The organism is Pandoraea captiosa, assembly GCF_902459775.1.
Classification (GTDB): domain Bacteria; phylum Pseudomonadota; class Gammaproteobacteria; order Burkholderiales; family Burkholderiaceae; genus Pandoraea; species Pandoraea captiosa.
The window spans coordinates 141049-162891 of record NZ_CABPSQ010000011.1 but is presented as its reverse complement, the minus strand read 5'-3'; the positions used below and the strand labels follow the sequence as shown (position 1 = coordinate 162891).

At 62.9% G+C, this 21843-nt stretch carries 19 protein-coding genes; 12 read left to right on the top strand and 7 right to left on the bottom strand.

Going from position 1 to position 21843, the window contains the following annotated elements; genetic code table 11:
- Positions 1-36 precede the first annotated feature (36 nt).
- From PCA31118_RS22150 to msrA, 8 genes are all read left to right on the top strand, one after another.
- On the top strand, positions 37-1281 hold the full coding sequence (locus PCA31118_RS22150) for an acyl-CoA dehydrogenase family protein (RefSeq protein ID WP_044456621.1): 1245 nt from the start codon (positions 37-39) through the stop codon (positions 1279-1281).
- Positions 1282-1352: 71 nt separating this feature from the next.
- Positions 1353-2918 carry a class I adenylate-forming enzyme family protein gene (locus tag PCA31118_RS22145; protein WP_150627147.1) on the top strand — a complete coding sequence of 522 codons (1566 nt, stop codon included), beginning with the start codon at positions 1353-1355 and terminating at the stop codon, positions 2916-2918.
- A 245-nt stretch (positions 2919-3163) separates the two neighbouring features.
- The gene (locus PCA31118_RS22140) at positions 3164-3910 is read left to right on the top strand and encodes an IclR family transcriptional regulator (protein ID WP_150627146.1); all 747 of its coding nucleotides are present in this window, start codon (positions 3164-3166) and stop codon (positions 3908-3910) included.
- Between the two features lie 39 nt (positions 3911-3949).
- Positions 3950-4687 carry a transporter substrate-binding domain-containing protein gene (locus tag PCA31118_RS22135; RefSeq protein WP_052811119.1) on the top strand — a complete coding sequence of 246 codons (738 nt, stop codon included), beginning with the start codon at positions 3950-3952 and terminating at the stop codon, positions 4685-4687.
- A gap of 153 nt (positions 4688-4840) precedes the next feature.
- The gene (locus PCA31118_RS22130) at positions 4841-5509 is read left to right on the top strand and encodes an amino acid ABC transporter permease (protein ID WP_039396703.1); all 669 of its coding nucleotides are present in this window, start codon (positions 4841-4843) and stop codon (positions 5507-5509) included.
- Entirely contained in the window at positions 5506-6288 is a 783-nt protein-coding gene (locus PCA31118_RS22125; RefSeq protein ID WP_150627145.1) for an amino acid ABC transporter ATP-binding protein, read from the top strand. The genes PCA31118_RS22130 and PCA31118_RS22125 overlap by 4 nt, the downstream gene beginning before the upstream one ends.
- 114 nt (positions 6289-6402) lie before the next feature.
- The gene (gene hutG, locus PCA31118_RS22120; RefSeq protein WP_150627144.1) at positions 6403-7359 is read left to right on the top strand and encodes a formimidoylglutamase; all 957 of its coding nucleotides are present in this window, start codon (positions 6403-6405) and stop codon (positions 7357-7359) included.
- Positions 7360-7651: 292 nt separating this feature from the next.
- Positions 7652-8224 carry a peptide-methionine (S)-S-oxide reductase MsrA gene (msrA, locus tag PCA31118_RS22115; RefSeq protein ID WP_044456617.1) on the top strand — a complete coding sequence of 191 codons (573 nt, stop codon included), beginning with the start codon at positions 7652-7654 and terminating at the stop codon, positions 8222-8224.
- 37 nt (positions 8225-8261) lie between these two features.
- Here the strand turns inward: msrA and PCA31118_RS22110 are convergent, their stop codons facing one another.
- Together PCA31118_RS22110 and PCA31118_RS22105 are read right to left on the bottom strand one after the other, a co-directional pair.
- Positions 8262-9248 (bottom strand): hypothetical protein, encoded by a 987-nt coding sequence (locus PCA31118_RS22110; RefSeq protein WP_150627143.1) that lies wholly within the window; start codon positions 9246-9248, stop codon positions 8262-8264.
- A 63-nt stretch (positions 9249-9311) separates the two neighbouring features.
- Positions 9312-9668 carry a hypothetical protein gene (locus PCA31118_RS22105; protein WP_150627142.1) on the bottom strand — a complete coding sequence of 119 codons (357 nt, stop codon included), beginning with the start codon at positions 9666-9668 and terminating at the stop codon, positions 9312-9314.
- Between the two features lie 481 nt (positions 9669-10149).
- Between PCA31118_RS22105 and PCA31118_RS22100 the strand changes: the two genes are divergently transcribed.
- Entirely contained in the window at positions 10150-11697 is a 1548-nt protein-coding gene (locus PCA31118_RS22100; protein WP_150627165.1) for an MFS transporter, read from the top strand.
- Positions 11698-11853: 156 nt separating this feature from the next.
- Positions 11854-13047, top strand: a complete 1194-nt coding sequence (gene fabV / locus PCA31118_RS22095) for an enoyl-ACP reductase FabV (RefSeq protein WP_150627141.1) — start codon at positions 11854-11856, stop codon at positions 13045-13047.
- Between the two features lie 59 nt (positions 13048-13106).
- On the opposite strand, the gene PCA31118_RS22090 is transcribed toward fabV, so the two are convergent.
- The 3 genes from PCA31118_RS22090 to pdxH form a co-directional block, all read right to left on the bottom strand.
- On the bottom strand, positions 13107-14303 hold the full coding sequence (locus tag PCA31118_RS22090) for a DUF72 domain-containing protein (protein WP_150627140.1): 1197 nt from the start codon (positions 14301-14303) through the stop codon (positions 13107-13109).
- Complete coding sequence (locus PCA31118_RS22085) at positions 14300-15511, bottom strand: SAM-dependent methyltransferase (RefSeq protein ID WP_150627139.1); 1212 nt, start codon at positions 15509-15511, stop codon at positions 14300-14302. The genes PCA31118_RS22090 and PCA31118_RS22085 overlap by 4 nt, the downstream gene beginning before the upstream one ends.
- A 114-nt stretch (positions 15512-15625) precedes the next feature.
- Positions 15626-16273, bottom strand: coding sequence for a pyridoxamine 5'-phosphate oxidase (pdxH, locus tag PCA31118_RS22080; protein ID WP_150627138.1), 648 nt, complete (start codon positions 16271-16273; stop codon positions 15626-15628).
- Positions 16274-16429: 156 nt separating this feature from the next.
- Between pdxH and PCA31118_RS27100 the strand changes: the two genes are divergently transcribed.
- Positions 16430-16588 (top strand): hypothetical protein, encoded by a 159-nt coding sequence (locus PCA31118_RS27100; protein ID WP_174990562.1) that lies wholly within the window; start codon positions 16430-16432, stop codon positions 16586-16588.
- 24 nt (positions 16589-16612) lie between these two features.
- Here PCA31118_RS27100 and PCA31118_RS22075 read toward each other — a convergent pair whose 3' ends face one another.
- Positions 16613-18724 carry an AsmA family protein gene (locus tag PCA31118_RS22075; protein ID WP_246190371.1) on the bottom strand — a complete coding sequence of 704 codons (2112 nt, stop codon included), beginning with the start codon at positions 18722-18724 and terminating at the stop codon, positions 16613-16615.
- On the opposite strand from PCA31118_RS22075, the gene tcdA reads away from it, so the two are divergent.
- Entirely contained in the window at positions 18723-19559 is an 837-nt protein-coding gene (tcdA, locus tag PCA31118_RS22070) for a tRNA cyclic N6-threonylcarbamoyladenosine(37) synthase TcdA (protein ID WP_150627137.1), read from the top strand. The genes PCA31118_RS22075 and tcdA overlap by 2 nt on opposite strands.
- A 340-nt stretch (positions 19560-19899) precedes the next feature.
- On the opposite strand, the gene PCA31118_RS22065 is transcribed toward tcdA, so the two are convergent.
- Complete coding sequence (locus PCA31118_RS22065) at positions 19900-21552, bottom strand: AMP-binding protein (protein WP_150627136.1); 1653 nt, start codon at positions 21550-21552, stop codon at positions 19900-19902.
- Positions 21553-21843: the final 291 nt, after the last annotated feature.

Sequence of the window (21843 nt, the reverse complement as noted above, 5' to 3'; positions counted from 1 at the left end):
CTTCCGTCCATCCCCAGAACACTTCAGGAGACAACCGTGGCCTATCAGCCCCCTTCGATCGTCGGCGAGCACTATCCGCTCACGGACAAGCAGCGGCGCCTGCTGGCGCTGGCAGAACAGGTCGGGCGCGAGTCGCTCGCGCCGCGCGCCGCGCGCTGGGACCGCGAAGCGTCGTTCCCGTTCGAGAACTACGACGACATGCGCGCCGCCGGTTTGTTGAAGTTGTGCATTCCCGAGGCGGAGGGCGGTCTGGGGGCGGACTTCGCGACCTACATGATGGTCTCCGCCGAGCTGGGGCGTCATTGCGGCGCCACGGCGCTCACGTTCAACATGCACACGTGCTCGATGATGTGGACCGGCATTCTTGCCGACGATCTCGACATGACGCCCGAACAACGCACCGAGCATGCGGGCTATCGCAAGCATCACTTCGCGCGCGTGATTCAGGACGGCGCGATCTACGCGCAGCCGTTCTCAGAGGGAAGCGCGGCCGCCGCAGGCAAGGCGCCGTTCGGCACCACGGCGACGAAGGTCGACGGCGGCTGGCTGATCAACGGTCGCAAGATCTTCGCGTCGCTCTCGGGCGCCGCGAACTACTACGGGGTGCTGTGTACGGAAGACAAGCCCGAACTGTCGATGAAGGACACGTTCTACATCGCAGTGCCGGGCGACGCCCCGGGTGTGACCGTCACTGGCGATTGGGATCCGCTGGGCATGCGCGGTACCGTCTCGCGTACCTTGCTCTTCAAGGACGTGTTCGTGGCGGACGAACTTCAGCTCATGCCGCGCGGCGTCTACTATCAGGCCGCCAGCCGCTGGCCGCACATGTTCATGACGCTCGCGCCCACCTATATGGGGATTGCGCAGGCGGCGTACGATTTCACCGTTCGCTATCTGCGCGGCGAAGCCGAAGGCATGGGCGCACCGGTCAAGCGTCGCATGTATCCGACCAAGCAGATCGCCGTTGCCCAGATGCACATCATGCTGGAGCAGACGCGGGCACTTTTCCTGCGCGCGTTGCAGGACGGTCGGGCCGACCCGGGCAAGGAGGCGCGCTTGCGTGCGTACGCGGCGCAGTACACGATCATGGAGAACGCCAACGAGTTGTGCCGCCTCGCGATTCGCACCTGTGGCGGACAGTCCATGCTCAAGACGCTGCCGCTCGAGCGCATGTATCGGGACTCGCGCTGCGGCGCGCTGATGCTGCCGTGGACGGCCGAGTTGTGTCTCGATCGTATCGGCCGCGAAGCGCTCTACGAACCGGGCGAACGCGACGAGTAATGTGTGGTGAGTAATGCGTGGTGGGTACGTGTGATGAGTAATGTGTGATTAGTCACGTCACGGAGAACAAGTTGACGCCATTTGTAGAAGCGCTCGCCCGTCACGCGCGCGCCACGCCTGAGCGGCTGGCGCTGCGGTGCGGTGTTGGCGAGCAAGCGCCGACGATCGACTATGCCGCGCTTTGGCGACGCATCGAGCGCGTCGGCGGTCACCTGCGTGAGACATGGCGCATTGCGCCGGGCGATCGCGTGGCCTGTCTCGGTCTGAACGACGAATTGCAACTCGAATTGCTCTTCGCCTGCGCACGTGCCGGTGCCATCTTTCTGCCGCTCAATTTTCGCCTTGCCGTGCCGGAGCTCTCGGCGATCGTGCGCCATGCAGGGGTGCGCGTGCTGTGGTTCGATGCCATGCATCGCGATACGGCGCGCCAGATCCGCGACACGCTGGAGCAGGATTCAACTACCGATCTGCCGCCGCCTGCCATCGCGCCCATCGAAGGACTGATCGCGGTGCCGTCCGTCAAGCCGGTCGAGTACCCTGACGTGCCTGCCGATGCCCCGGTGTTGCTCGCGTATACGTCCGGTACGACGGGCGAGCCGAAAGGCGCGCTTCACACGCAGGCCGGGCTGCTGGCCAATGCCGAGGCCAGTTGGTGGGCGCACGAAATGCGCGCCGACGATCATGTCCTGTCGACGTTGCCGATGTTTCACGTCGGCGGACTCTGCATCCAGACGCTGCCCGCGTTGCTGCGCGGAGCGAGCGTCACGCTGCACCCGCGCTTCGATCCGGCCGCGTGGCTGGCGGACGTGGCCGGACATCGTCCCACCCTGTCGCTGATGGTGCCTGCGACCCTGCGCGCGGTGCAGATGCATCCGGCGTGGGCGACGACCGATCTCTCCTCGCTGCGCGGTGTGATGGCCGGGTCGAGCGTGGTGCCGATGTCCGCCATCGACGCGTTCCACGACCGTGGCATTCCGCTGGGACAAGTCTACGGCGCGACGGAGACCGGGCCGGTGTCCATCGCGTTGCGTCTGGGCGAAGCGAAGGCGCATCCGGGGGCGGTCGGGCGTGCTTGTCCGGGTGTCGAAGTGCGGCTGATCGACGCGGCAGGGCAGGACGTTGCGCCGGGCGAGGTCGGCGAGATTCTCGTGCGTGCGCCGAACGTCATGCGCGAGTATTGGTCTGGGCATACCGGGCGCACGCCCGGCAATCGCGGTCTCGACGACGGCTGGTTTCGCTCGGGCGATCTGGCACGGCTGCGCGACGACGGATGCTTCGAGGTCGTCGGCCGGAGCAAGGACATGATCATCTCGGGCGGCGAGAACATTTATCCGGCAGAGATCGAAAACGCGCTGGTCGATTGCCCGGGCGTGCTTGAAGCGTCGGTGGTCGGCGTGCCGGACGAGCGGTGGGGCGAAGTGCCGGTCGCGGTCGTTGTGCCGACGCCGCACGCCCCGGCCACGCAGCAGGTCGTTCTGGATTTTCTCGCCACCCGCATCGCGCGCTTCAAACTGCCGCGCCGGGTCGTCGTGTCCGACAGCCTGCCGAAGAGCGCACTTGGGAAAGTGCAGAAACCGATTCTCATCGAGTGGCTATCGGCTTCCGCAAATTCGCAAATGGCTACCAACATTCGGTAATCAGAGCCTTTATTCAGTTTTTGTTTAAAAACGCCGAAACCCTTGTGTATAAAGGGTTTCGGCGTTTTTTTATGCCGCGATTCCGCGATGCATAAGGGAAAGTCCCTATGCGTAATCTCCCAATTTGTTACCATCCGATGAGAATCGCATTTTTTACTTTGGGAATTGCATCGCAAGATAGCGCCCATGTCGTCATCGGCGGCACATCCCGCTGATTTTTTTGCTTTCTTTGGTTTTTGAAGACGATGGACACCACCGAAGCTCATTCGGTCTCCGAGCGCGTTCTGCAGGTCCTTGTGACTGTCGCGCGTCATGGACGACCGATCGCGGCACGCGAGATCGCCGCGCAAACGAGCCTGCCGCTCTCCACGGTTTACCGCCACCTCGTGCCGCTCAAGAAGTGGGGCCTGGTGCAGGAGCACGCCCATGAGGCGCTCTATGAACCTGGTCCGGTTGGCGTGCAATTGGCGTGGGGTTTCGACCACAACTCGCATCTTGTCACCCAGGCGCGTGAAGAAATCGACGCCCTCGTGCAGCGCACCGGGGAGACCGTCGGTCTGCTCGTGGCGGCGAACGGCCAGGTCGTTTGCCTCGACATGCACGAGAGCGAGCAATCGCTGCGCTGCTCGTTCGCCAAGGGACGCGCACACCCGCTGGTGCACGGTGCATCGGCCAAGGCCCTGCTCTCCTTCCTGCCCCAGACCACCCGCGACAATCTGATCGGGCGCCAGTTGGCGGGGCAGCCGGTTGCGCAGGAGCGTCTCGTCGCGCAGGTCGAAGAGATTCGCAAGCAGCGCTACGCGGTGTCCGAGAGCGAAGTGGATTTCGGCGTCTGGGGCGTGTCGGCTCCCGTCTTTGCCGCGAAGGAACGTCTGGAAGGCACCATCACCCTGATGGCGCCGGCCGTGCGTGTGGCGCAGCGCCACGAAGAGCTGATCCGCCTCACGTTGGCGGCAGCCGAGCGTATTTCGAATCGATTGCAGTACTTTTAACCGGTTTTACCGAACCGAGACTACACGAAGGAGTACCAGATGAAATTGCGTCACATCCTGTTCACGATGGCGCTGGCCGTCACCTGCTCGACCAAAGTTTTCGCTGCCGACGACGTGTTGCGTGTCGCGACCGACGCGACCTTCCCGCCGTTCGAGTACGTGGAAAACGGCAAGCGTACGGGCTTCGACGTCGAAATGATCGAAGCGCTGGGCAAGGCCATGGGCAAGAAGGTCGAGTGGACGGATATCGACTTCAAGGGCCTGATTCCGGCCGTGCTGTCCAAGCGTGTCGACGTGGCCGCTTCGGCCATCTACATCACGGATGAACGCCTGAAGGCCGTGAACTTTACGCACCCGTACTACACCGGCGGTCTGGCCATCATGGTCAAGGCCGATAACACCAGCATCAAGGAACCGGCCGATCTGAACGGCAAGAAGGTCTCGGTGCAGGTCGGCACGAAGTCGGTGCAGTTCCTGACGGAAAACTATCCGAAGGTCTCGCGCGTGGAAGTCGAGAAGAACGACCAGATGTTCGAACTCGTGAAGATCGGCCGTGCCGACGCCGCCGTGACCGGTAAGCCGGCCGCCCTGCTGTACGCCAAGGCCAACCCGTCGGTGAAGGTGCTCGACAAGACGCTCACGATCGAGCGTTATGGCTTCGCCCTGCGCAAGGAAGACAAGGCACTGACCGAAGAGATGAACAAGGCGCTGGAGAAGGTCCGCGCCGACGGCACCTACGCCGCGCTCGTGACCAAGTACTTCGGTACCGCGAAGTAAGGCATTGGCGAAGGTCGTCTCAGGGCGAGTCCCTGAGCGACGTCCGGGCAATACCAAAGCAAGACCGGGCGGGCTGGCCGTCACTCTGAAACGGGTGACGTCGTCCGCCCAAGTAATTGGCAATAGCGCAGTAGAGCAACTGACGGAGTACGCATGGAACTCGATTTTTCGCCGGTGTGGGCAAACTGGACGGATCTGGCGCGTGGCGCGCTGGTGACCGTTGAAGTGACTGCCTGCGCCCTGGCCCTGGGCTGTGTGCTGGGTTTGCTGGTCGGCATGGGCCGCCTCAATCCGGCTAACCGCATTCGCTACGGCATCTGTACCGCTTACGTCACGTTCATTCGTGGCACGCCGCTGCTGGTGCAGCTCTTCATCCTGTTCTTCGGCCTGCCGCAGTTCAACATTCTGCTGCCGGCGTTCGTGTGCGGCGTGCTGGGCCTGGGCATCTACAGCGGTGCCTACGTTTCGGAAATCGTGCGTGGCGCCATCCAGTCGATCGAACGCGGACAGATGGAAGCCGCCCGTTCGCTGGGCATGCCCTATGGTCAGGCCATGCGCTCGGTCATTCTGCCGCAGGCAGTGGTTCGCATGATTCCGCCGCTCGGCAACGAATTCATCGCGCTGATCAAGAACTCCGCCCTCGTGTCGTTGCTCACGATTCATGACGTGATGCACGAAGGCCAGAAGATCATCAGCGTGTCGTATCGCTCGCTGGAAGTGTATCTGGCGATTGCTTTTGTTTATCTGATTCTGACCGGTGTTACCACGCTGCTGCTGCAGCGCGCCGAGAAGTCCCTGCGTGCCGGAGGTGCCGTGCAATGAGCGAAGTCAAGAAAGTCACCGGCGCCCCGATCCTGAAAATCGAAGGGCTGGGCAAGGCGTACGGCAGCCATCAGGTGCTCAAGGGCATCGATTTCGAAGTCGACGCCCGTCAGGTCGTCGTGGTCATCGGCCCGAGCGGTTCGGGCAAGAGCACGTTCCTGCGCTGCTGCAACGGTCTCGAGACGGCAGAGCAGGGCACCATCGAGATCGTGGGCAAGAAGCTCGTCGATCACGGCAAGATGATGGGCGAGAACGCGCTCAACCATCTGCGCACGGAAGTGGGCATGGTGTTCCAGTCGTTCAATCTTTTCCCGCATCTGACGGTGCTCGACAACGTCACGCTCGCACCGCGCAAGCTGCGCGGCATGAAGGGCGCCGAGGCCGACAAGCTCGCACGCGAACTGCTCGCCAAGGTGGGCCTGGCGGCGAAGGCCGACGTCTACCCGGGCACGCTCTCCGGCGGCCAGAAGCAACGTGTGGCGATTGCGCGCGCGCTGGCGATGAAGCCGCAGGTCATGCTCTTCGACGAGCCGACCTCCGCGCTCGATCCGGAACTCGTCGGTGAAGTGCTGCAAGTCATGAAGGCGCTCGCCAACGACGGTATGACGATGCTCGTCGTGACGCATGAAATGGGCTTTGCTCGCGAAGTGGCCGACGTGGTGGTCGTGATGGATCAGGGGCGCATCATCGAAGCCGGTCCGCCGGACCAGATCTTCACGGCGCCGCGCGAGGCGCGTACGCGTGAATTCCTTCAGGCGGTGCTCACGCGATCCGCGTAACGCCGTGTGAATGGTGCCTGCGCGTGAGACTTGGGGCAGCTTGGGTTGGTCAGGTGTCGCAAGGACATGCGCAGGCATTCGGTAACGATCAGGTAAGGCAAGGCAGGAAAACGAATGACAATCGATCGAGCGGTCTGGCAAGGCCGCGTGGATACCGGCGAAGCAGGCCATACGCTGCGTTTGCATCAGGTGCTGCGTGACTACGACGCGTGCGACGCGTCTGAAGTCGCTGGCGGCGCTGTGGTGCTGGGCTTTTGCAGCGACGAGGGTGTGCGCCGCAATCATGGACGTCAGGGCGCCGTTGCCGGCCCCGACATGTTGCGTCGCGCACTGGCGAGTTTGCCGGTGCAGGGCACGCCTGCGGTGTTCGACGGCGGCAACATCGTTTGTGCCGACGACCGCCTCGAAGCCGCCCAGGCCGCGCTGGGGCACCGGGTGGCCGAGGTGCTGGCCGCCGGCGCGCGCCCCGTGGTGCTCGGCGGCGGACACGAAATCGCCTACGGCACGTTCCTCGGGGTGGCGGAGCATTTCGGCGACCGTCTGCGCGACGAGCCGATGCTGATTCTCAACTTCGACGCGCACTTCGATCTTCGCGCCCAGCCGACGGCCAGCTCGGGCACGCCGTTCTGGCAGATTTCGCAGTTGCTGGCAGGGCGTCAGGCGCCGTTCCATTACGCATGTCTCGGCGTGAGCCGCTACAGCAACACCGAAGCGCTCTTTGAGCGTGCGACGGCACTCAACGTCGACTATTGGCTCGACGAGACGATGCTCGCACACCGTCTGCCGCAGATGTGCGAGCAGTTGGAGAAGCGGCTGGCGAAGGTGAGTCACGTCTACCTGACGATTGATATGGACGTGTTGCCGGGCGAGAAGGCCCCGGGCGTCTCGGCTCCGGCAGCGCACGGCGTGGCGCTCGAAGTGATCGAAGCGCTCGTGGGCGTGGTGCGTCGCTCCGGCAAGCTGCGCGTGGCGGACATTGCCGAGTACAACCCGACGTATGACCGGGACGGCCTGACGGCGCGCGTCGGTGCGCGCTTGCTGCATCCGCTGATCACACAACTGGACGTCTGAGGTTTTGCGGGGAAGTCCGGGCTGCAGGGCGGAGCGTCGGACGGTTGACCGGGCGGCGCACTTGCGCTGTGAGGAGTCGAGGCGGTGGCGCCGCAAAGCATCAGGGTTATGCGGTTGTGATGACCGATGAGTGACGCGCTGCAAAAGGTAATTTGCGCCATTCGCGAGACTTCTGCGCGACAATAGGGCGGGCGATCGAACATCGATCGCCCGCCCTATTGGTTTGGTGCAGTGCGGCACGACACGACGCGAGTCTGCGCGAGCACCAACGCAGTCGACAAGCGAGGTCAAGATGACAGAGCAGACGAAATCCCCGAGCGATACCCGTACCGAAGTCGCCACGCTGGCTGGTGGATGCTTCTGGTGTCTCGAAGCCTGCTATCAGCAACTGGACGGCGTGAAATCCGTCGTCTCCGGCTACGAAGGCGGGCATGTCGACAATCCGACCTACGAGCAGGTTTGCGAAGGCGATACCGGGCATGCCGAAGTGGTTCAGGTGACCTACGATCCGGACGTCGTCACGTTCGAGGAGATTCTGGTCGTGTTCTTCCAGATTCACGATCCGACCACGCTCAATCGTCAGGGCAACGATATCGGCACGCAATACCGCTCCGCAATCTTCTACCACGACGAAGCCCAGAAGACGGCGGCGGATCATCTCATCGCCGAGTTGATGGCCGAGATGACGTATCCGCATCCCATCGTCACGCAGGTCGTGCCCACGCAGACGTTCTGGCCTGCCGAGGCCTATCACCAGAACTATTTCCGTCAACATCCGGATCAGGGCTACTGCGCTTATGTCGTCGCCCCGAAGCTCAAGAAATTCCGCGAGAAGTTTGCGCGCCGACTCAAGCCTGCCGCCTGAGCGAGCGCACGAATGGGACGGCCGACTTGTCGGCCGTTCAGAGCAGTGTGCAGTTGTAGAGAATGTCATGCTGCGGTGAGAGCGGGTAGGGCGGCGGCTCGACTTTCGTCTTGCGGCGCGATCGCTGGGCCTCGACGTCCTGAGGAAGCGGAATGCGTCCTTTGGCCCGCGTGGACGTGCGCGCGGGCTCGGATCGCTGCTGGCACCGCGCCAGATGTTCGATGAACGTGCCGATTCGCGGCTCGGGACCCATGCGATGTTCTCGACTTTTCTCGCTTGCGCGCTTCGCTTCGTCGCCGTGGCGCTCCCGGTCCCCATGACGCTCCGCCCACGTCGTGACCCCGGCTGCACTGTAGTGAAAATCGAGAATTCGCTTGTGATCGAGCGCGACTTGCGCCGCGTGCGGACTCTCGCCATTCAGATAAGACAGTTCGCGTTCACCTGCCGCATGCAAGGCCAGATCGTCCGGTGCGCCGAGATTCGCCAGATCGGGTAGTTTGCTTCGTCCGATAGCCACGATTCGCGACCCGACATCGTATCGAAGCGCTTCCAGCGTTCCGGGCAGATACTGCGGTTCGTCGCGAAGCAACGAGGGCAGTCCCAACGCCTTGAGTCTCGCTGCGAGCAGCGCGTCGCCGCCTTCCGGGTGGAGTGCCAGTGCGGTGGCGACCGAGGTTCGGATATCCGCGTTGCGTGTGTAACGACGAGACGGGCATCCGTCCTGCGGCGTGACCAATGCCGTGAGCACGTTGTGCGTGTAGTCGTCGACATGAACCGTGCGACATTTGTGACTCGACGCCGTCACATCCTTCACATCCGTTGCACCCGTTCCCTCCGATAGCCCATCTACCCCCGCTTGCGTGTTCGGCGATGCCATCCGAATCGCGTGCCCCTCAGGCAGCCGGTTCCGGATACTCGTGAATGTCGCGGCGGCATTTGGGCTGACGGGAATCTCGCCGGTCCTGACTTGCCAGTCAGACAGTTGTGGCCAGTAACCGGGCAGCGGTTGTGATGGAACGTGCATGCAATGGCTCCTTTAGGGCACCTTAGGTGCCGTTCGAACAAAGTGGTGGAACGTGACGAGCCATCAGCCCGCAACCCTCACCGGGCCGCCCGGGTGTGCGGCGTACAGAATCAGGCACGGTTCTTCGATATCCGTGGCGTGTCCGTATGCGGCGTCGAAATGATCGAAGTAAAACGCAGCGTCGGCGGTTTCCACCGATTGCGTGACGATGGCAAAGCGTTGGTGATCGAACCGGATATCGAGATAAGCCCGGCGTAGCGGGAACCAGACGACGTATCCGGCAAACGGCAAGCTCGGCGGAAGTTCGGGCTGCGCGGGCGTCGCCGGTGCCCGGGTTTGCCCACGCGCTGTTGCCGATGTGGCGGCGCGTTGCGCATCCAGCCAGCGTCGATAGTCTTCGCGCACAGGGCGATGTTTCATGGGCAGGGCTCCAGATAAGTGACGATGACGCCTTCCAAAGCGTCGAGCGATGGTGCGGCTGTTGTTCGGATGCGGTTTTGGCGAATGCGCCCGGGATTCAGGCATTTGCTTCGGTCCGCAGCGACGGCGTTGGAAAGATGATGCCCGGGCGGGCGGGGCATGGGGTTGAGGCGCGTCCGAAAGGGGTATCGGATAACGCCCGATTTCGTGGGATCGGGACATCACGGCCACGCGCATGATCGCATCGCGTTGAGTAATTTTTAGGCTGCCGTTGAAAATTCGTATCAGTCGATTCGTTGTCGGATCAAGCATTGCGAACCGGCGCGCGGCAAGGCATTCGACGCGGTTTCGCCCGAGAATGCGCGCCACGCATGAACGTTCATATATTCATTATTTTTCGCATAGAATGGCAGCTCCCCTCCATGAAGTCTTCAGGTAGTACGCCGTGCGCCCCCTGCCTTTTCGCGATGCGTTGATGGCCATGATCGGCATCGCGCTCGTCAATATGCTGGTCGCTCTCGACCAGACCGTCGTCAGTACGGCACTTCCCTCCATCGTCGCCGAGCTCAAGGGTTTCGAGTACTACGCGTGGATTGCGAGTATCTATCTGCTGGCGTCCGTTGTGACCGTGCCCGTGTTCGGGCGGCTCGGCGACTACTTTGGCCGACGCCGCTTCGTCGTCGCCTCGGTACTCACGTTTACCTTCGCATCGCTGTTGTGCGGGCTGGCGCCCAACATGCCGTTCCTCGTGTTCGCGCGCGGCTTGCAGGGCATTGGTGGCGGCATGATGGTCGGTACGGCCTTCGCCTCGGTCCCGGACCTATTTCCCGATGCCCGCTCGCGCGTGCGCTGGCAGGTGGTCATCACCACGGCGTACGGCATCGGTACGGCGGCAGGGCCGTCGCTGGGCGGATTGCTCTCGGAACACTTCGGCTGGCGCTCCACGTTCTTCGTCAATCTGCCGGTCGGTCTGGCAGCGTTGTATTTCGTTTGGCGTTACCTGCCGAAATTTCCGCCCGCTCACAAGGACGACGTCGGCGATGTGCGCGTGGACTGGCGCGGGGCGCTGTGGATTGCGGTGGTGCTCGGCGGGTTTCAGGTCTTTATCGAGAATGTGCCGTCGCACGGCGCGTCGCCTGGCAACCTGCTGCTGATCGTTGCGGTTGCGCTTGGATGTTTCGCGTTACTGCGCACCGAACGCAGCGCAACGCACCCGATCGTGCCGCTCGACATGTTCCGCCACCCGCAACTCGTGGTGCTGTTCACCCTCTCGGTGCTGATCGGCTTTGTGATGTATTCGCTGATCTTCTTCGCGCCGCTGTTGCTGCAAGGGGGATTCGGGCTGAGTCCGCAGGCGGCAGGGCTGATCGCCACGCCGATTGCCGCATGCATTGCGCTGGGCAGCTTCATCAACACGCCGATCGTGGTGCGACTGGCCAGGCCGACCAACATGCTGGTCATCGGCTTCTGCCTGCTGGCGGTGGCGGCGACGGGCGTGGGGCTGTCTCGTCGCGATACGCCGCACGGCCTGCTTGCCATGGCGATGGCCTGCGCGGGAATCGGCATCGGCTTCATCCTGAACAACATGAACGTATTCGGTCAGGAGATTGCCGGACGGGAGCGGTTCGGCATCACGACCGCGTTGCTGCAATCGACCCGTATGGTTGGCGGCATGCTGGGTACGACCATCGTGGGCACGCTCGTCAATCACTGGTATGCACGCGGCGTAGCCGGGACCGTGTCGAGCTTCGACGGCACGCTGGCCTCCCACGCCGTCACGCGCGCGCTGGACCCGCGTATTCTTATCGATCCCGCCTTGCGAACCGATTTGCTGACCGATCTGCGGGCGATGGGTATCGACGGCACGCCGCTGGTGGAAACCGCACGTCAGACGCTGGTGAGCGCCGTGCATGCCGGCGTGTTGCTCACGGGCGTTGGCGCCATCGTCGCGGCACTGCTGGTGCGCCGCATTCGCCAGATTCAGTTTCCGAAGCACATCGACCGCACGGTCGTCGTCGCGCCGGAGTAGGCGAGGCGTAGCACCGGCGGACGGCAGGCAAGCAGCGGACACATAGGCGTCGGACGTACAAGGGGCGCAAAATGCCGGCCCGCGCCCGACCTCGTTTACAATGCGCGGTGTTTGCCGGGTGAGCCGGCATCATCGAATTTTGTGAACGAGGTTTCCATGATCATCAAGCCACGCGTGCGCGGCTTCATCTGCGTCACCACCCATCCCGTCGGCTGCGAAGCCAACGTCAAGCAACAGATCGATTACGTGAAGGCACAGGGGCCGATCGCCAACGGCCCGAAGAAAGTGCTCGTGATCGGTGCCTCGACCGGGTATGGTCTTGCCGCCCGCATCACGGCGGCGTTCGGTAGCGACGCTGCCACGCTCGGCGTGTTCTTCGAGCGACCGGGCACCGACACCAAGCCCGCAACGCCGGGCTGGTACAACACCGCCGCCTTCGACAAATTCGCCACGGAAAAGGGCCTGTACGCCAAGAGCATCAACGGCGATGCCTTCTCCAAGGAAATCAAGGCAAAGACCATCGAGACGATCAAGAACGATCTCGGACAGGTCGATCTCGTCGTGTACAGCCTGGCAGCGCCGCGTCGCACGCACCCGGAAACGGGGCAGGTGTTCAATTCGGTGCTCAAGCCGGTGGGCAAGTCGGTGACGTTGCGCGGCATCGACACGGACAAGGAAGTGGTCAAGGAATCCGTGTTCGAGCCGGCGTCTCAGGAAGAAATCGAGAACACGGTGGCCGTCATGGGCGGCGAAGACTGGCAGATGTGGATGGACGCGCTGGCCGATGCCGGTGTACTCGCTCCCGGCGCCAAGACGACCGCGTTCACGTATCTCGGCGAAAAGATCACGCACGACATTTACTGGAACGGTTCGATCGGCGCAGCCAAGAAGGATCTGGACGAGAAGGTGCTGGGCATTCGCGCCAAACTCGCCGCGACCGGCGGCGATGCCCGCGTGGCCGTCCTCAAGGCGCTGGTCACGCAAGCCAGTTCGGCCATTCCCATGATGCCGCTCTACCTGTCGCTGCTGTTCAAGGTCATGAAGGCCAAGGGCACGCACGAAGGGTGCATCGAACAGATCTACGGTCTGTACAAGGACAGCCTCTACAACGCCTCGCCGCTGCTCGACGAAGAGGGCCGCGTGCGTACCGACCAGAAGGAACTCTCGCCGGAAGTGCAGGGTGAGGTCTCGGCACTGTGGGACAAGGTGACCAACGAGAACCTGTACGAGTTGACGGACTTCGCGGGCTACAAGCACGAATTCCTGCGACTGTTCGGCTTCGAGATCGAAGGCGTGGATTACGAAGCGGACGTGAATCCGGACGTCGCGATTCCCCACCTGGTGGCGTAAGCGTCGCGCCCTCATCGGCGCGCGAATGACAATGGCCTGAATGCGGCTTGCCTGCCGCTTCAGGCCATTGTCGTTTCCGGAGGCATGTCGTCGAGGGACGCTGCGTCGTTTCCTTCTTCGGAGGCCGCTGACAGCGCCGAGATGCGCTCGGCGAGCGCGTGACAGGAGAGCGGCGACGAGCCCTCCGCCTTGTTGTTCACGATGACGAAGACGGGATGCCCCGCGAGCGCATAGTGGGCAGCCAGCGCGGCCAGTACCTCGCGGGTGGTGGGATCGGGATCCACGATCTTGTCGAACGGCGCGTATTTCGCTTTCGCCTGTTCGTACTTGTGGCCGCTGTTCAGGTTCCAGCGCACGACGAGCGGCCCGGCACCCATCTCGTCCAGTAACGCCAGCGCTGCGGCCTGACGTTCGACGTGCGGCATGCGTGCATGCAGACCGATGCAGTAGCGCACCCCCAGTTGCCCCAGCGCACGCATGAGGCGCGGCGTGAGCAGCGCGCCGTCGCGAATCTCGAGCGCGTAACACGGACCGGGTGCGACCGTGCCATCGGGCAGCGTTTCCCCAAGCGGTAGCGGCGGGAGTGCGGAGAAAAACGCTTCGATTCGCTGGATCAGCGCCGGTACGTCGCGCAGCAACTCGACGGGCAGCGGCGAGATCTGGAACACCAGCACACCGGCCTTGGGGCCGAGTCCTGCAAGGCAGGGGGCAATGAACTGTTCGTCGGCGATCCGTGCGTCGAGAAAACAGGGATTCGCGCTCAGGCCTTCGCCCTTGTCTCCGCGCACCACGGCATCCGTCACGACACTCGGCGCCTTGACCAGAAAGCGGAAATCCTTCGGGACTTGTTCGGCGTACTTCTGGTACTCGACGATCGACATCGGCTTGTAGAAAGACCGGTCGATCCCGACGCAACGTAGTACCGGATGACTGGCGTATGCGGTGAGCCCCTGCCGTGAGAGTTTGGTATCGCTGTAATCGTCGTCCCAGACGATGCCCTTCCAGCCGGGGAACGACCACGATGACGTGCCCAGACGAACATTGGCGGGCAGTCGCTTGCCAAGCGCGCGCGTGGCAGGCGCGACGTCGGCGGCGCCGACGCCGCGGCGTGAACCACCGCTGCGGCGGGAGGTGTCGGCGTCGTCATGAGCCGCCGCGTCGGAACGGGAGGCGGCCGACTTGCCATCGACCTGCCTGGCACGTCCGCCCGGCGCAGGATCGTCAGGCGGCGTGCCAAACAGATCGAACTGGCTCATCGATTCTCGTACATGTAACGGCGCGACCAGGGCAGTTGCTTGGCCGATTGCCCCGCCTTGCGGCAAACGATTTGGTAGATCGAGACGTGATCGTGCTCGAACGCATACGCGCAACCGGCGAGATACACGCGCCAGACGCGGAATCGCTCTTCGCCGGCCAGCTCGCGCAGACGCGGGGCATGGGCTTCGAAACGTTCCGACCAGAGCGTGAGGGTACGGGCATAGTGACGGCGCAGGCTTTCCACGTCGCTTGCCTCCAGACCGCCGCGTTGCATCGACTCCAGCGCCAGGCTGATGTGCGGCAATTCGCCGTTCGGGAACACGTACTTATCGATGAATTCGCCGCCGCCCATCGCCGTCTCGCCGCTATCCGGATCGGTCGACGTGATGCCGTGGTTCATGGCCACGCCGTCGTCCTTGAGCAGCGATGCCATCTTTGCGAAGTAGTCCTTCAGCTGCTTGCGGCCCACGTGCTCGAACATGCCGACGCTCGTGATACGGTCGAACTGACCTTCCACATCGCGGTAATCCTGGATGCGAATCTCGATCTTGTCTTCCAGTCCGAGCTTGCGAACCCGCTCGGTGGCCAGATCGAACTGGTTCTGCGAGAGCGTAACGCCCACACACTTCGCGCCGAATTTCTGCGCAGCGCGAATGACCAGTGCACCCCAACCGCAGCCGATGTCGAGCAATGTCTGCCCGGGGCGAAGGCCGATCTTCGTCAGGATGTGATCGATCTTCTTCTCTTGCGCCGTGTCGAGATCTTCGTCGCCATTTTCGAAATAGGCACACGAATAGACCATGTTCTTGTCCAGCCAGAGCTGGTAGAACTCGTTCGACACGTCGTAATGAAACTCGATCGAGCGCTTGTCGGACTTCTTGCTGTGATTGAAGTGGCGCACGGCACGCTCCAGCGGGCCGATAGTCGTCAGACTGCTACCGGCGAGCGCATAGCTCATGTCGATGACGTCGGCGAGCTTGCCCTCGACGTCGATTTCGCCCTTCACGTACGCCTCGCCGAGATTATCGAGGCTGGGACTTAGCAGGCGCGTCATGGCCGCAGGGCCGTTGATGCGCAACGTTACGCTGGGATTGTCGAAGGCACCGAAATCGTATTGCTGTCCATTCCAGAGCGCGAGGCGGATGGGCAGGTTCGACGATGTCTTGACACCGCTTACCCAGTTTTCGAGTTTTTTCTCCCACAACATGGATGTGCTCCAAGTGTCACCAAAAAAACTGCAATCCGTACCGTCGGCACGGTGACGTCTCCTCGTCAAAAACGGGCGGGCAGGCGTACCGCGTCGGCGTAGCCGACACAACGTTCAGGGGGACAGGCGCGCAATGCGCCAGGCTCCGTCGGCAAGCCGGAAAAATTTGATGCGATCGTGCAGGCGCGATTCGCGACCCTGCCAGAACTCGATGGCATCCGGCACGAGCCGGTAGCCACCCCAGTGCGGCGGGCGCGGCGGGGCGTCGCCAAACTGGCGCCGGAACTCCGCTTCGCGTTGCTCGATGATGGTTCGGTCTGCCACTTCGGCGCTTTGCACCGAGGCCCAGGCGCCCAGACGCGAGCCCACCGGGCGCGAATGGTAATAGGCGTCGCTTTCCTCCGCGCTCACCTTCTCGACACGTCCCTCGATGCGCACCTGACGCTCGAGTTCGATCCAGTGAAACAGCAGGCAGCCGTAGGGCGTCGCCGCCAGTTCCTGCCCCTTGCGCGATTCGTAATTCGTGAAGAACGTAAAGCCGCGCTCGTCCACGCCCTTGATCAGCACGATGCGCGCATCCGGGCGGCCTTCGGGTGTGACGGTGGCGAGCGTCATCGCGTTCGGCTCGGCCAGTTGGGCCGTGAGCGCTTGCTCAAACCAGAGTCGGAATTGGTCGAACGGGCTGGACGCCACGTCGGTCTCGGAAAGGGAGCCGAGGGCGTAGTTTTTGCGCAGGTCCGCGAGAGAAAGCGTCTGAGTCACGACGATCGTAGTCGGTCTGTAGCGGTTGGGGGGTTGCGACACAGTATAGCGAAGAGTCGGCAAATGTGCGCACGTGACGATTTGTCGCGTCGACCGAATATCAATCCTCCGAATGCCCCGCGGTGCGGGCGTTTCGCGCTATGTGCTTGATATTTAATGAGTGAAGTAATTGGGCGGCGTGTCGCTGTCGTTCCGAAAATCGCCCGCAACGACAACGGCAAATCCATCCCGGTGGCATGGGCATTGCTTTGCCAGTTGCTGGCAATGCGCCACGCCAGCGTGTGCAGTGTGTGCAGCGTGTGGCTCGTTGGTTAGGACTCAGGTCTCAGGGGCAGGGGCTCAAGGTTTGTCGCGGCCGTGGTCGACGCCCGACGGCGATGCGGCCGCCGCGGGCCGGCTCGCACGTCCCGTGGTGCCGGAGGCAGGACCCTGGCCGGTGCTGGTGCCCGTGCCGTTGGCGCCCGGCACGGGTTTGACAGTGGCCGGGTTGCGGCTCGGCGGATGTTGCAGGCTGGCGAGCAGTTCCCCACACGGGCTGTCCTTGCCGGGACCCAGTTCCAGCAGCGGCACGAGCGCGGTGTACGGGGCGAGCACGCCCAGTGCGATCGCACCGCCCGCGCGCGCAACGAGGGTCGGCACGTTCACGCCGACGTCCGGGTGCTTGAACGTTCCTTTCACATACAGCGGCGAGCGCAGCGAGAGCAGTCCGAAGTGTTTCGGCTCCGGACGAATCGTCAGGTTGAAATGTTCGCGTTTGAGATCGACCTGGCCGGTCACGCCAATGCTCGTATCGTCGGTGTCGATTACGAACGTGCGGGTATCCATGACCCCGTCGCGCACCGCAAAATCCGCTGCCGCGCATCGCATCTCGATCTGCTTGTCGCCAAAGAGCTTGGTCAGCACGATGTTGCCCACGTTGAGGCCCATGTACTGCAGCAGCAGCTTGCTTACGGATCCCCGGTCGATCAGCGTCTTGATTTCGCCGTTGGACGACCCCGCCAGCGCGGCAATCGAGTTGCCGGTGGCGGTGAGCGCTGCGTCGCCATTGACTTCGCCGACGCTCGTCTTCATCAGGTCGACTTCGGGCAGCAATTGCTTCATCTTCAGATGTCGCAGCGAGACCTGCGAATCGACCTTCATCGGTTCGGTCTGCCCGTTGAGTACCAGTGTCGATGTGATGCGCCCGCCTGCCACGCCGAATTCCAGCGGACGCAGCGAAAGCACGCCGTCGTCGAGCACGAGGTGGGTGACGAGATTGTCGATCGGCAGACTCTTGTCCCTGATGATCTTGCGGCCGGTGAATTGCACGTCTGCATCGATGGCGCGCCAGCGGTCGGTCCTGAACGGGTCGACCGGCAAGACCTTGTCGGACGGCGGCGCTTTCGGCTTGCCCGACAGATCGCTGCCGCCGGAAGGATTCTGGCCGCCAATGGCCGGGCCGAGATCGGCGAGCCGCAACTGATTCGATACGACTGCGCCTTGCAAAACGTTGCGCGGGGCACGCTGACGGAAGACGAGTGTGCCCGACAGGTCGCTCTGCCCGACCTTGCCCTGGAAGCGCTCGTAGCGCCACACGCCCGCCGTGTGCAACAGGTGGCCGTTGGTCTCGTAGGAGGGAGTATCCGGCAACAGCACCCCGGTGATCGGATACAGGTCGGCCATGGTCGGGCCGGCCAAACGCAGATGCATGTCGAGGGCCGAGAGCGTCGCCGGATTCGTGAACGTGCCGTTCGCGGCGATCTGCGTGCGCCCGATGCGCACGCTCGCGTCAAGCGGATAGGGCTCACCGGCGTCTTCCAGCGAGAGCACGTCTCCCCCGCGCGCCTTGCCCGTGACAGCGACTTTTCGGAACGTGCCCTTGAGCGTGACGCCAATGCCATAAGGCGCCTGGCCGTCGATCGTGGCGATGTTGGCGCTCAGGTCGAGTTGCTGCGGCACGAGATTCGCGCGGATCACGCCGTCTTCCAGAATCAGACGGCCTATGCGCAGTTTCCAGGGCGATGGCTTGCCGTCGCCCTTGGTGAATGTCCAGTTGTTCTGTCCGTCGGCCCGTTGCTCGACGATCACCTTCGGCGCGGACAGCGCGACCTCGGGCAGGACCACGTGTTTGTCGAGCAACGGCAGCCATTCGAGAGAGAAAGTAAGCCGGCCGACCGAGATCATGTTCGGCGTGTCGCTCCACGCGACGTTGCCTAACACGATATCATTCGCGATCAGGCGAGGCCGCGGCAGCCAGCGCCCCAGACCCGGGGCCTGTGCATTCGGGGCCAGCCAGTGCAGCGAGAGGTCGCCCCGAATTTCGAAGGGGCGTCCGGTCGCGGTGCTCACTTCCCGGTTGATGAAGGGCCGGGCGTAGTTCCAGTCAAACCACGTGATGAACGCCGCGAATGCCAGCACGATGGCGACCACCGTGATCGCCAGCCATTTCAAGGACGTTACCCATCGCATCATGAACAGTACCCCGTCGATCGTTGTTGCTCCGGTGCCTGCCACGCCATCGGAGGTGGATTATGACGCGAACCGCCGTTTCGGCGGCCTCGCGCGTTTGTACGGTGACGACGGTCTCGCGCGCTTGCGTGAAGCTCACGTGGCCGTCATCGGCATCGGCGGCGTCGGCTCGTGGGTGGCCGAAGCGCTGGCGCGAAGCGCCGTGGGACGGCTCACACTCATCGATCTCGATAACGTCGCCGAAAGCAATACCAATCGTCAGGTGCATGCCCTCGATGGCAACTACGGAAAACCGAAAGTTGCCGCGATGGCCGAACGTATCGTGGCCATCAATCCCGGTTGCCAGCTTACGCTCATCGAGGACTTCCTAGAGCTCGAAAATCTCGACACGATGTTAGCCGGCGGCTTCGACTGGGTGGTCGACGCCATCGACAGCGTTCGGGTGAAGACGGCGCTCATCGCGTGGTGCGTGGCGCATAAGCAGCGTCTGATCACCGTTGGCGGCGCGGGCGGTCAGATCGATCCGACACGGATTCGCATCGACGATCTCGCCCGCACGATCCAGGATCCGCTGCTTGCGAAAGTGCGTGCGCAGTTACGCAAGCAACATGGCTTTGTCCGTGGTCCGAAAGCCAAGTTCAACGTGCCGGCCGTGTACTCGGACGAGCCGTTGCAGTATCCGGAAGCGGTATGTGCACCGGGGGAAGCGCCCGATGCCGCTGCGGGCCCGCAAGGCCTGAATTGCGCCGGTTTCGGTTCGAGCATGTGTGTTACAGCGACATTCGGCATGGCAGCCGCTGCTCACGTTTTGAAGCAGGTAACGAAGGTCGGACGTTGAGAGGGCACTGACGTGCCCGAGATTTTCCCGCGCCTCGCGCGCGGCGTCTGTAACCAAAAGTTACGAATCGGGAGGTGGCGGGAGGCGGGCGGGGAGGTAGGGCGGGCAAGCGGCGCGAGGGCGCCAATCCGGGGTAATCGCAAACGCGCCGTTGCGGGATTCGTCGACGTCCCAAACAACACCGGCCGGGCGTGTTGAAGTGACCCCCGGCCGTTGCATGTTTACCGCTGTCGTTCAATGCGCGATGTTTCGTTATGTATGCCGAAACATCGCATGGGAAACGCGTTGGGGGTGGACGCTGGAGCCGCATCCGCGCGGCTTACCGCGTCCGCCAGGCGGCTTACCGCAACTCTCGGCGCAACACTTTGCCGACCGGTGTCTTGGGCAGCTCGGTGCGGAACTCGATCACGTGCGGCACCTTGTAGTTCGTCAGATGCTGGCGGCAGAAGTCGATGATGGCCTTTTCGTTGAGATCCGGCGACTTCTTCACGATGACTGCCTTGACCGCTTCACCGGTGCGCTCGCTCGGCACGCCCACCACGGCGGACTCTAGTACGCCCGGGCACATTGCAAGGACGCTCTCGACTTCGTTCGGGTAGACGTTGAAGCCGGACACGATGATCATGTCCTTTTTGCGGTCGGTGATGCGCACGTAACCCTGGTCGTCCATCGTGCCGATGTCGCCGGTACGCAGCCAGCCATCCGGCGTAATGGTCTTGGCGGTCTCGTCGGGGCGGTTCCAGTAGCCCTTCATCACTTGCGGGCCGCGTACGCAGATCTCGCCTTCCTCGCCAAAGCCCAGGGCTTCGTTGGCATCGTTGCGGATGCTGACTTCCGTCGAAGAAATCGGCAGCCCGATGGAGCCGTTGAATTCGCTGCCCAGCGGGTTGATACACACGGCGGGCGACGTTTCGGTCAGGCCATAGGCTTCGATCAGGGGGTGCCCCGTGACCTTCTGCCAACGCTCGGCCACAGCCCGTTGCACGGCGGCGCCGCCGCCCAGCGCGCACTTGAGCGCACTGAAATCGAGCTGGTCGAATCCCGGCGTATTGAGCAGTCCGTTGAAGAGTGTGTTCACCCCCGTCATGAACGTGAACTTCCACTTGCCGAGTTCCTTCACGAAGCCCGGCATGTCGCGCGGATTGGTAATGAGCAGGTTCAGGGCGCCGAGTTGGAGGAATACCAGACAGTTCGCCGTCAGGCAGAAGATGTGATACAGCGGCAAGGCGGTAACGATGATCTCCTTGCCTTCTTCGAGTCCCGAGCCGATCCATGCCCGTGCCTGCAACATATTGGCGATCATGTTCCGATGCGTGAGCATGGCGCCCTTGGCCACGCCTGTCGTGCCGCCGGTGTATTGCAGGAACGCGATGTCGTCGTGCCCGAGCTGTGCTTCCTGCAACTTCGCGCGTGCGCCCAGCGCCATGGCGGTGCGCATCGGCACCGCGTGCGGGATGTTCCACGCCGGCACCATCTTCTTCACGTGCCGCACAACGTAGTTCACGATCCAGCGCTTCGGTGCGGGAACCAGATCGCCGATGGCCGTCGTGATGACATGCTTGACCGGTGTGTTGGGCAGCGCCTTTTGCAGTGTGGCGGCGAAGTTCTCGATCACGAGAATCGCCGCGCAGTCCGCGTCCTTTAACTGGTGTTCGAGTTCGCCCGCCGTATATAGCGGGTTGACGTTCACGACGACCATGCCTGCGCGCAGGATGCCGAACACGGCAACCGGATATTGCAGCAGGTTCGGTGACATGATTGCCACACGCGAACCGCGTTGCAAACCGGGCAAACTTTGCAAATACGCGGCGAAGTCACGCGACTTGCGTTCGAGCTCGGCGAAGGTCAGCGTGACACCCAGATTGGTGAACGACGGACGGTTCGCGAACTTCTGGCAGCTTTGCAGGAACAGATCGTTCAGCGAACGATACGTGTTGACGTCAATCTCGGCCGGCACGCCGGGCGGATAGCTCTTGAGCCAGACTTTTTCCATGAGCGCCTCCTTGAGTGTGGTTTTTATCGCATCGTGAGCGCCGGGGGAAGAGCGGGGGCGGCTCGATGCGTCGTTTCATCGCATGTCGTGTGGGGGCGCGAGCGGGGCGTCTCCTTGCCCGATTCTGTCTCGCTGCGCAGCGGGTGCGCCATTCGATGCGTTGCAAAAAGCCGTAGCATACCGTGCCGTCTCCGGGGCGAGCACATGGAAAGCCCTGATTTGATGCGGGTTTGCGTGGAGTAATTGTTCTAGCGGCAAAGGCTTGCCAGTGAGGGCGATTCCGCGCTAATC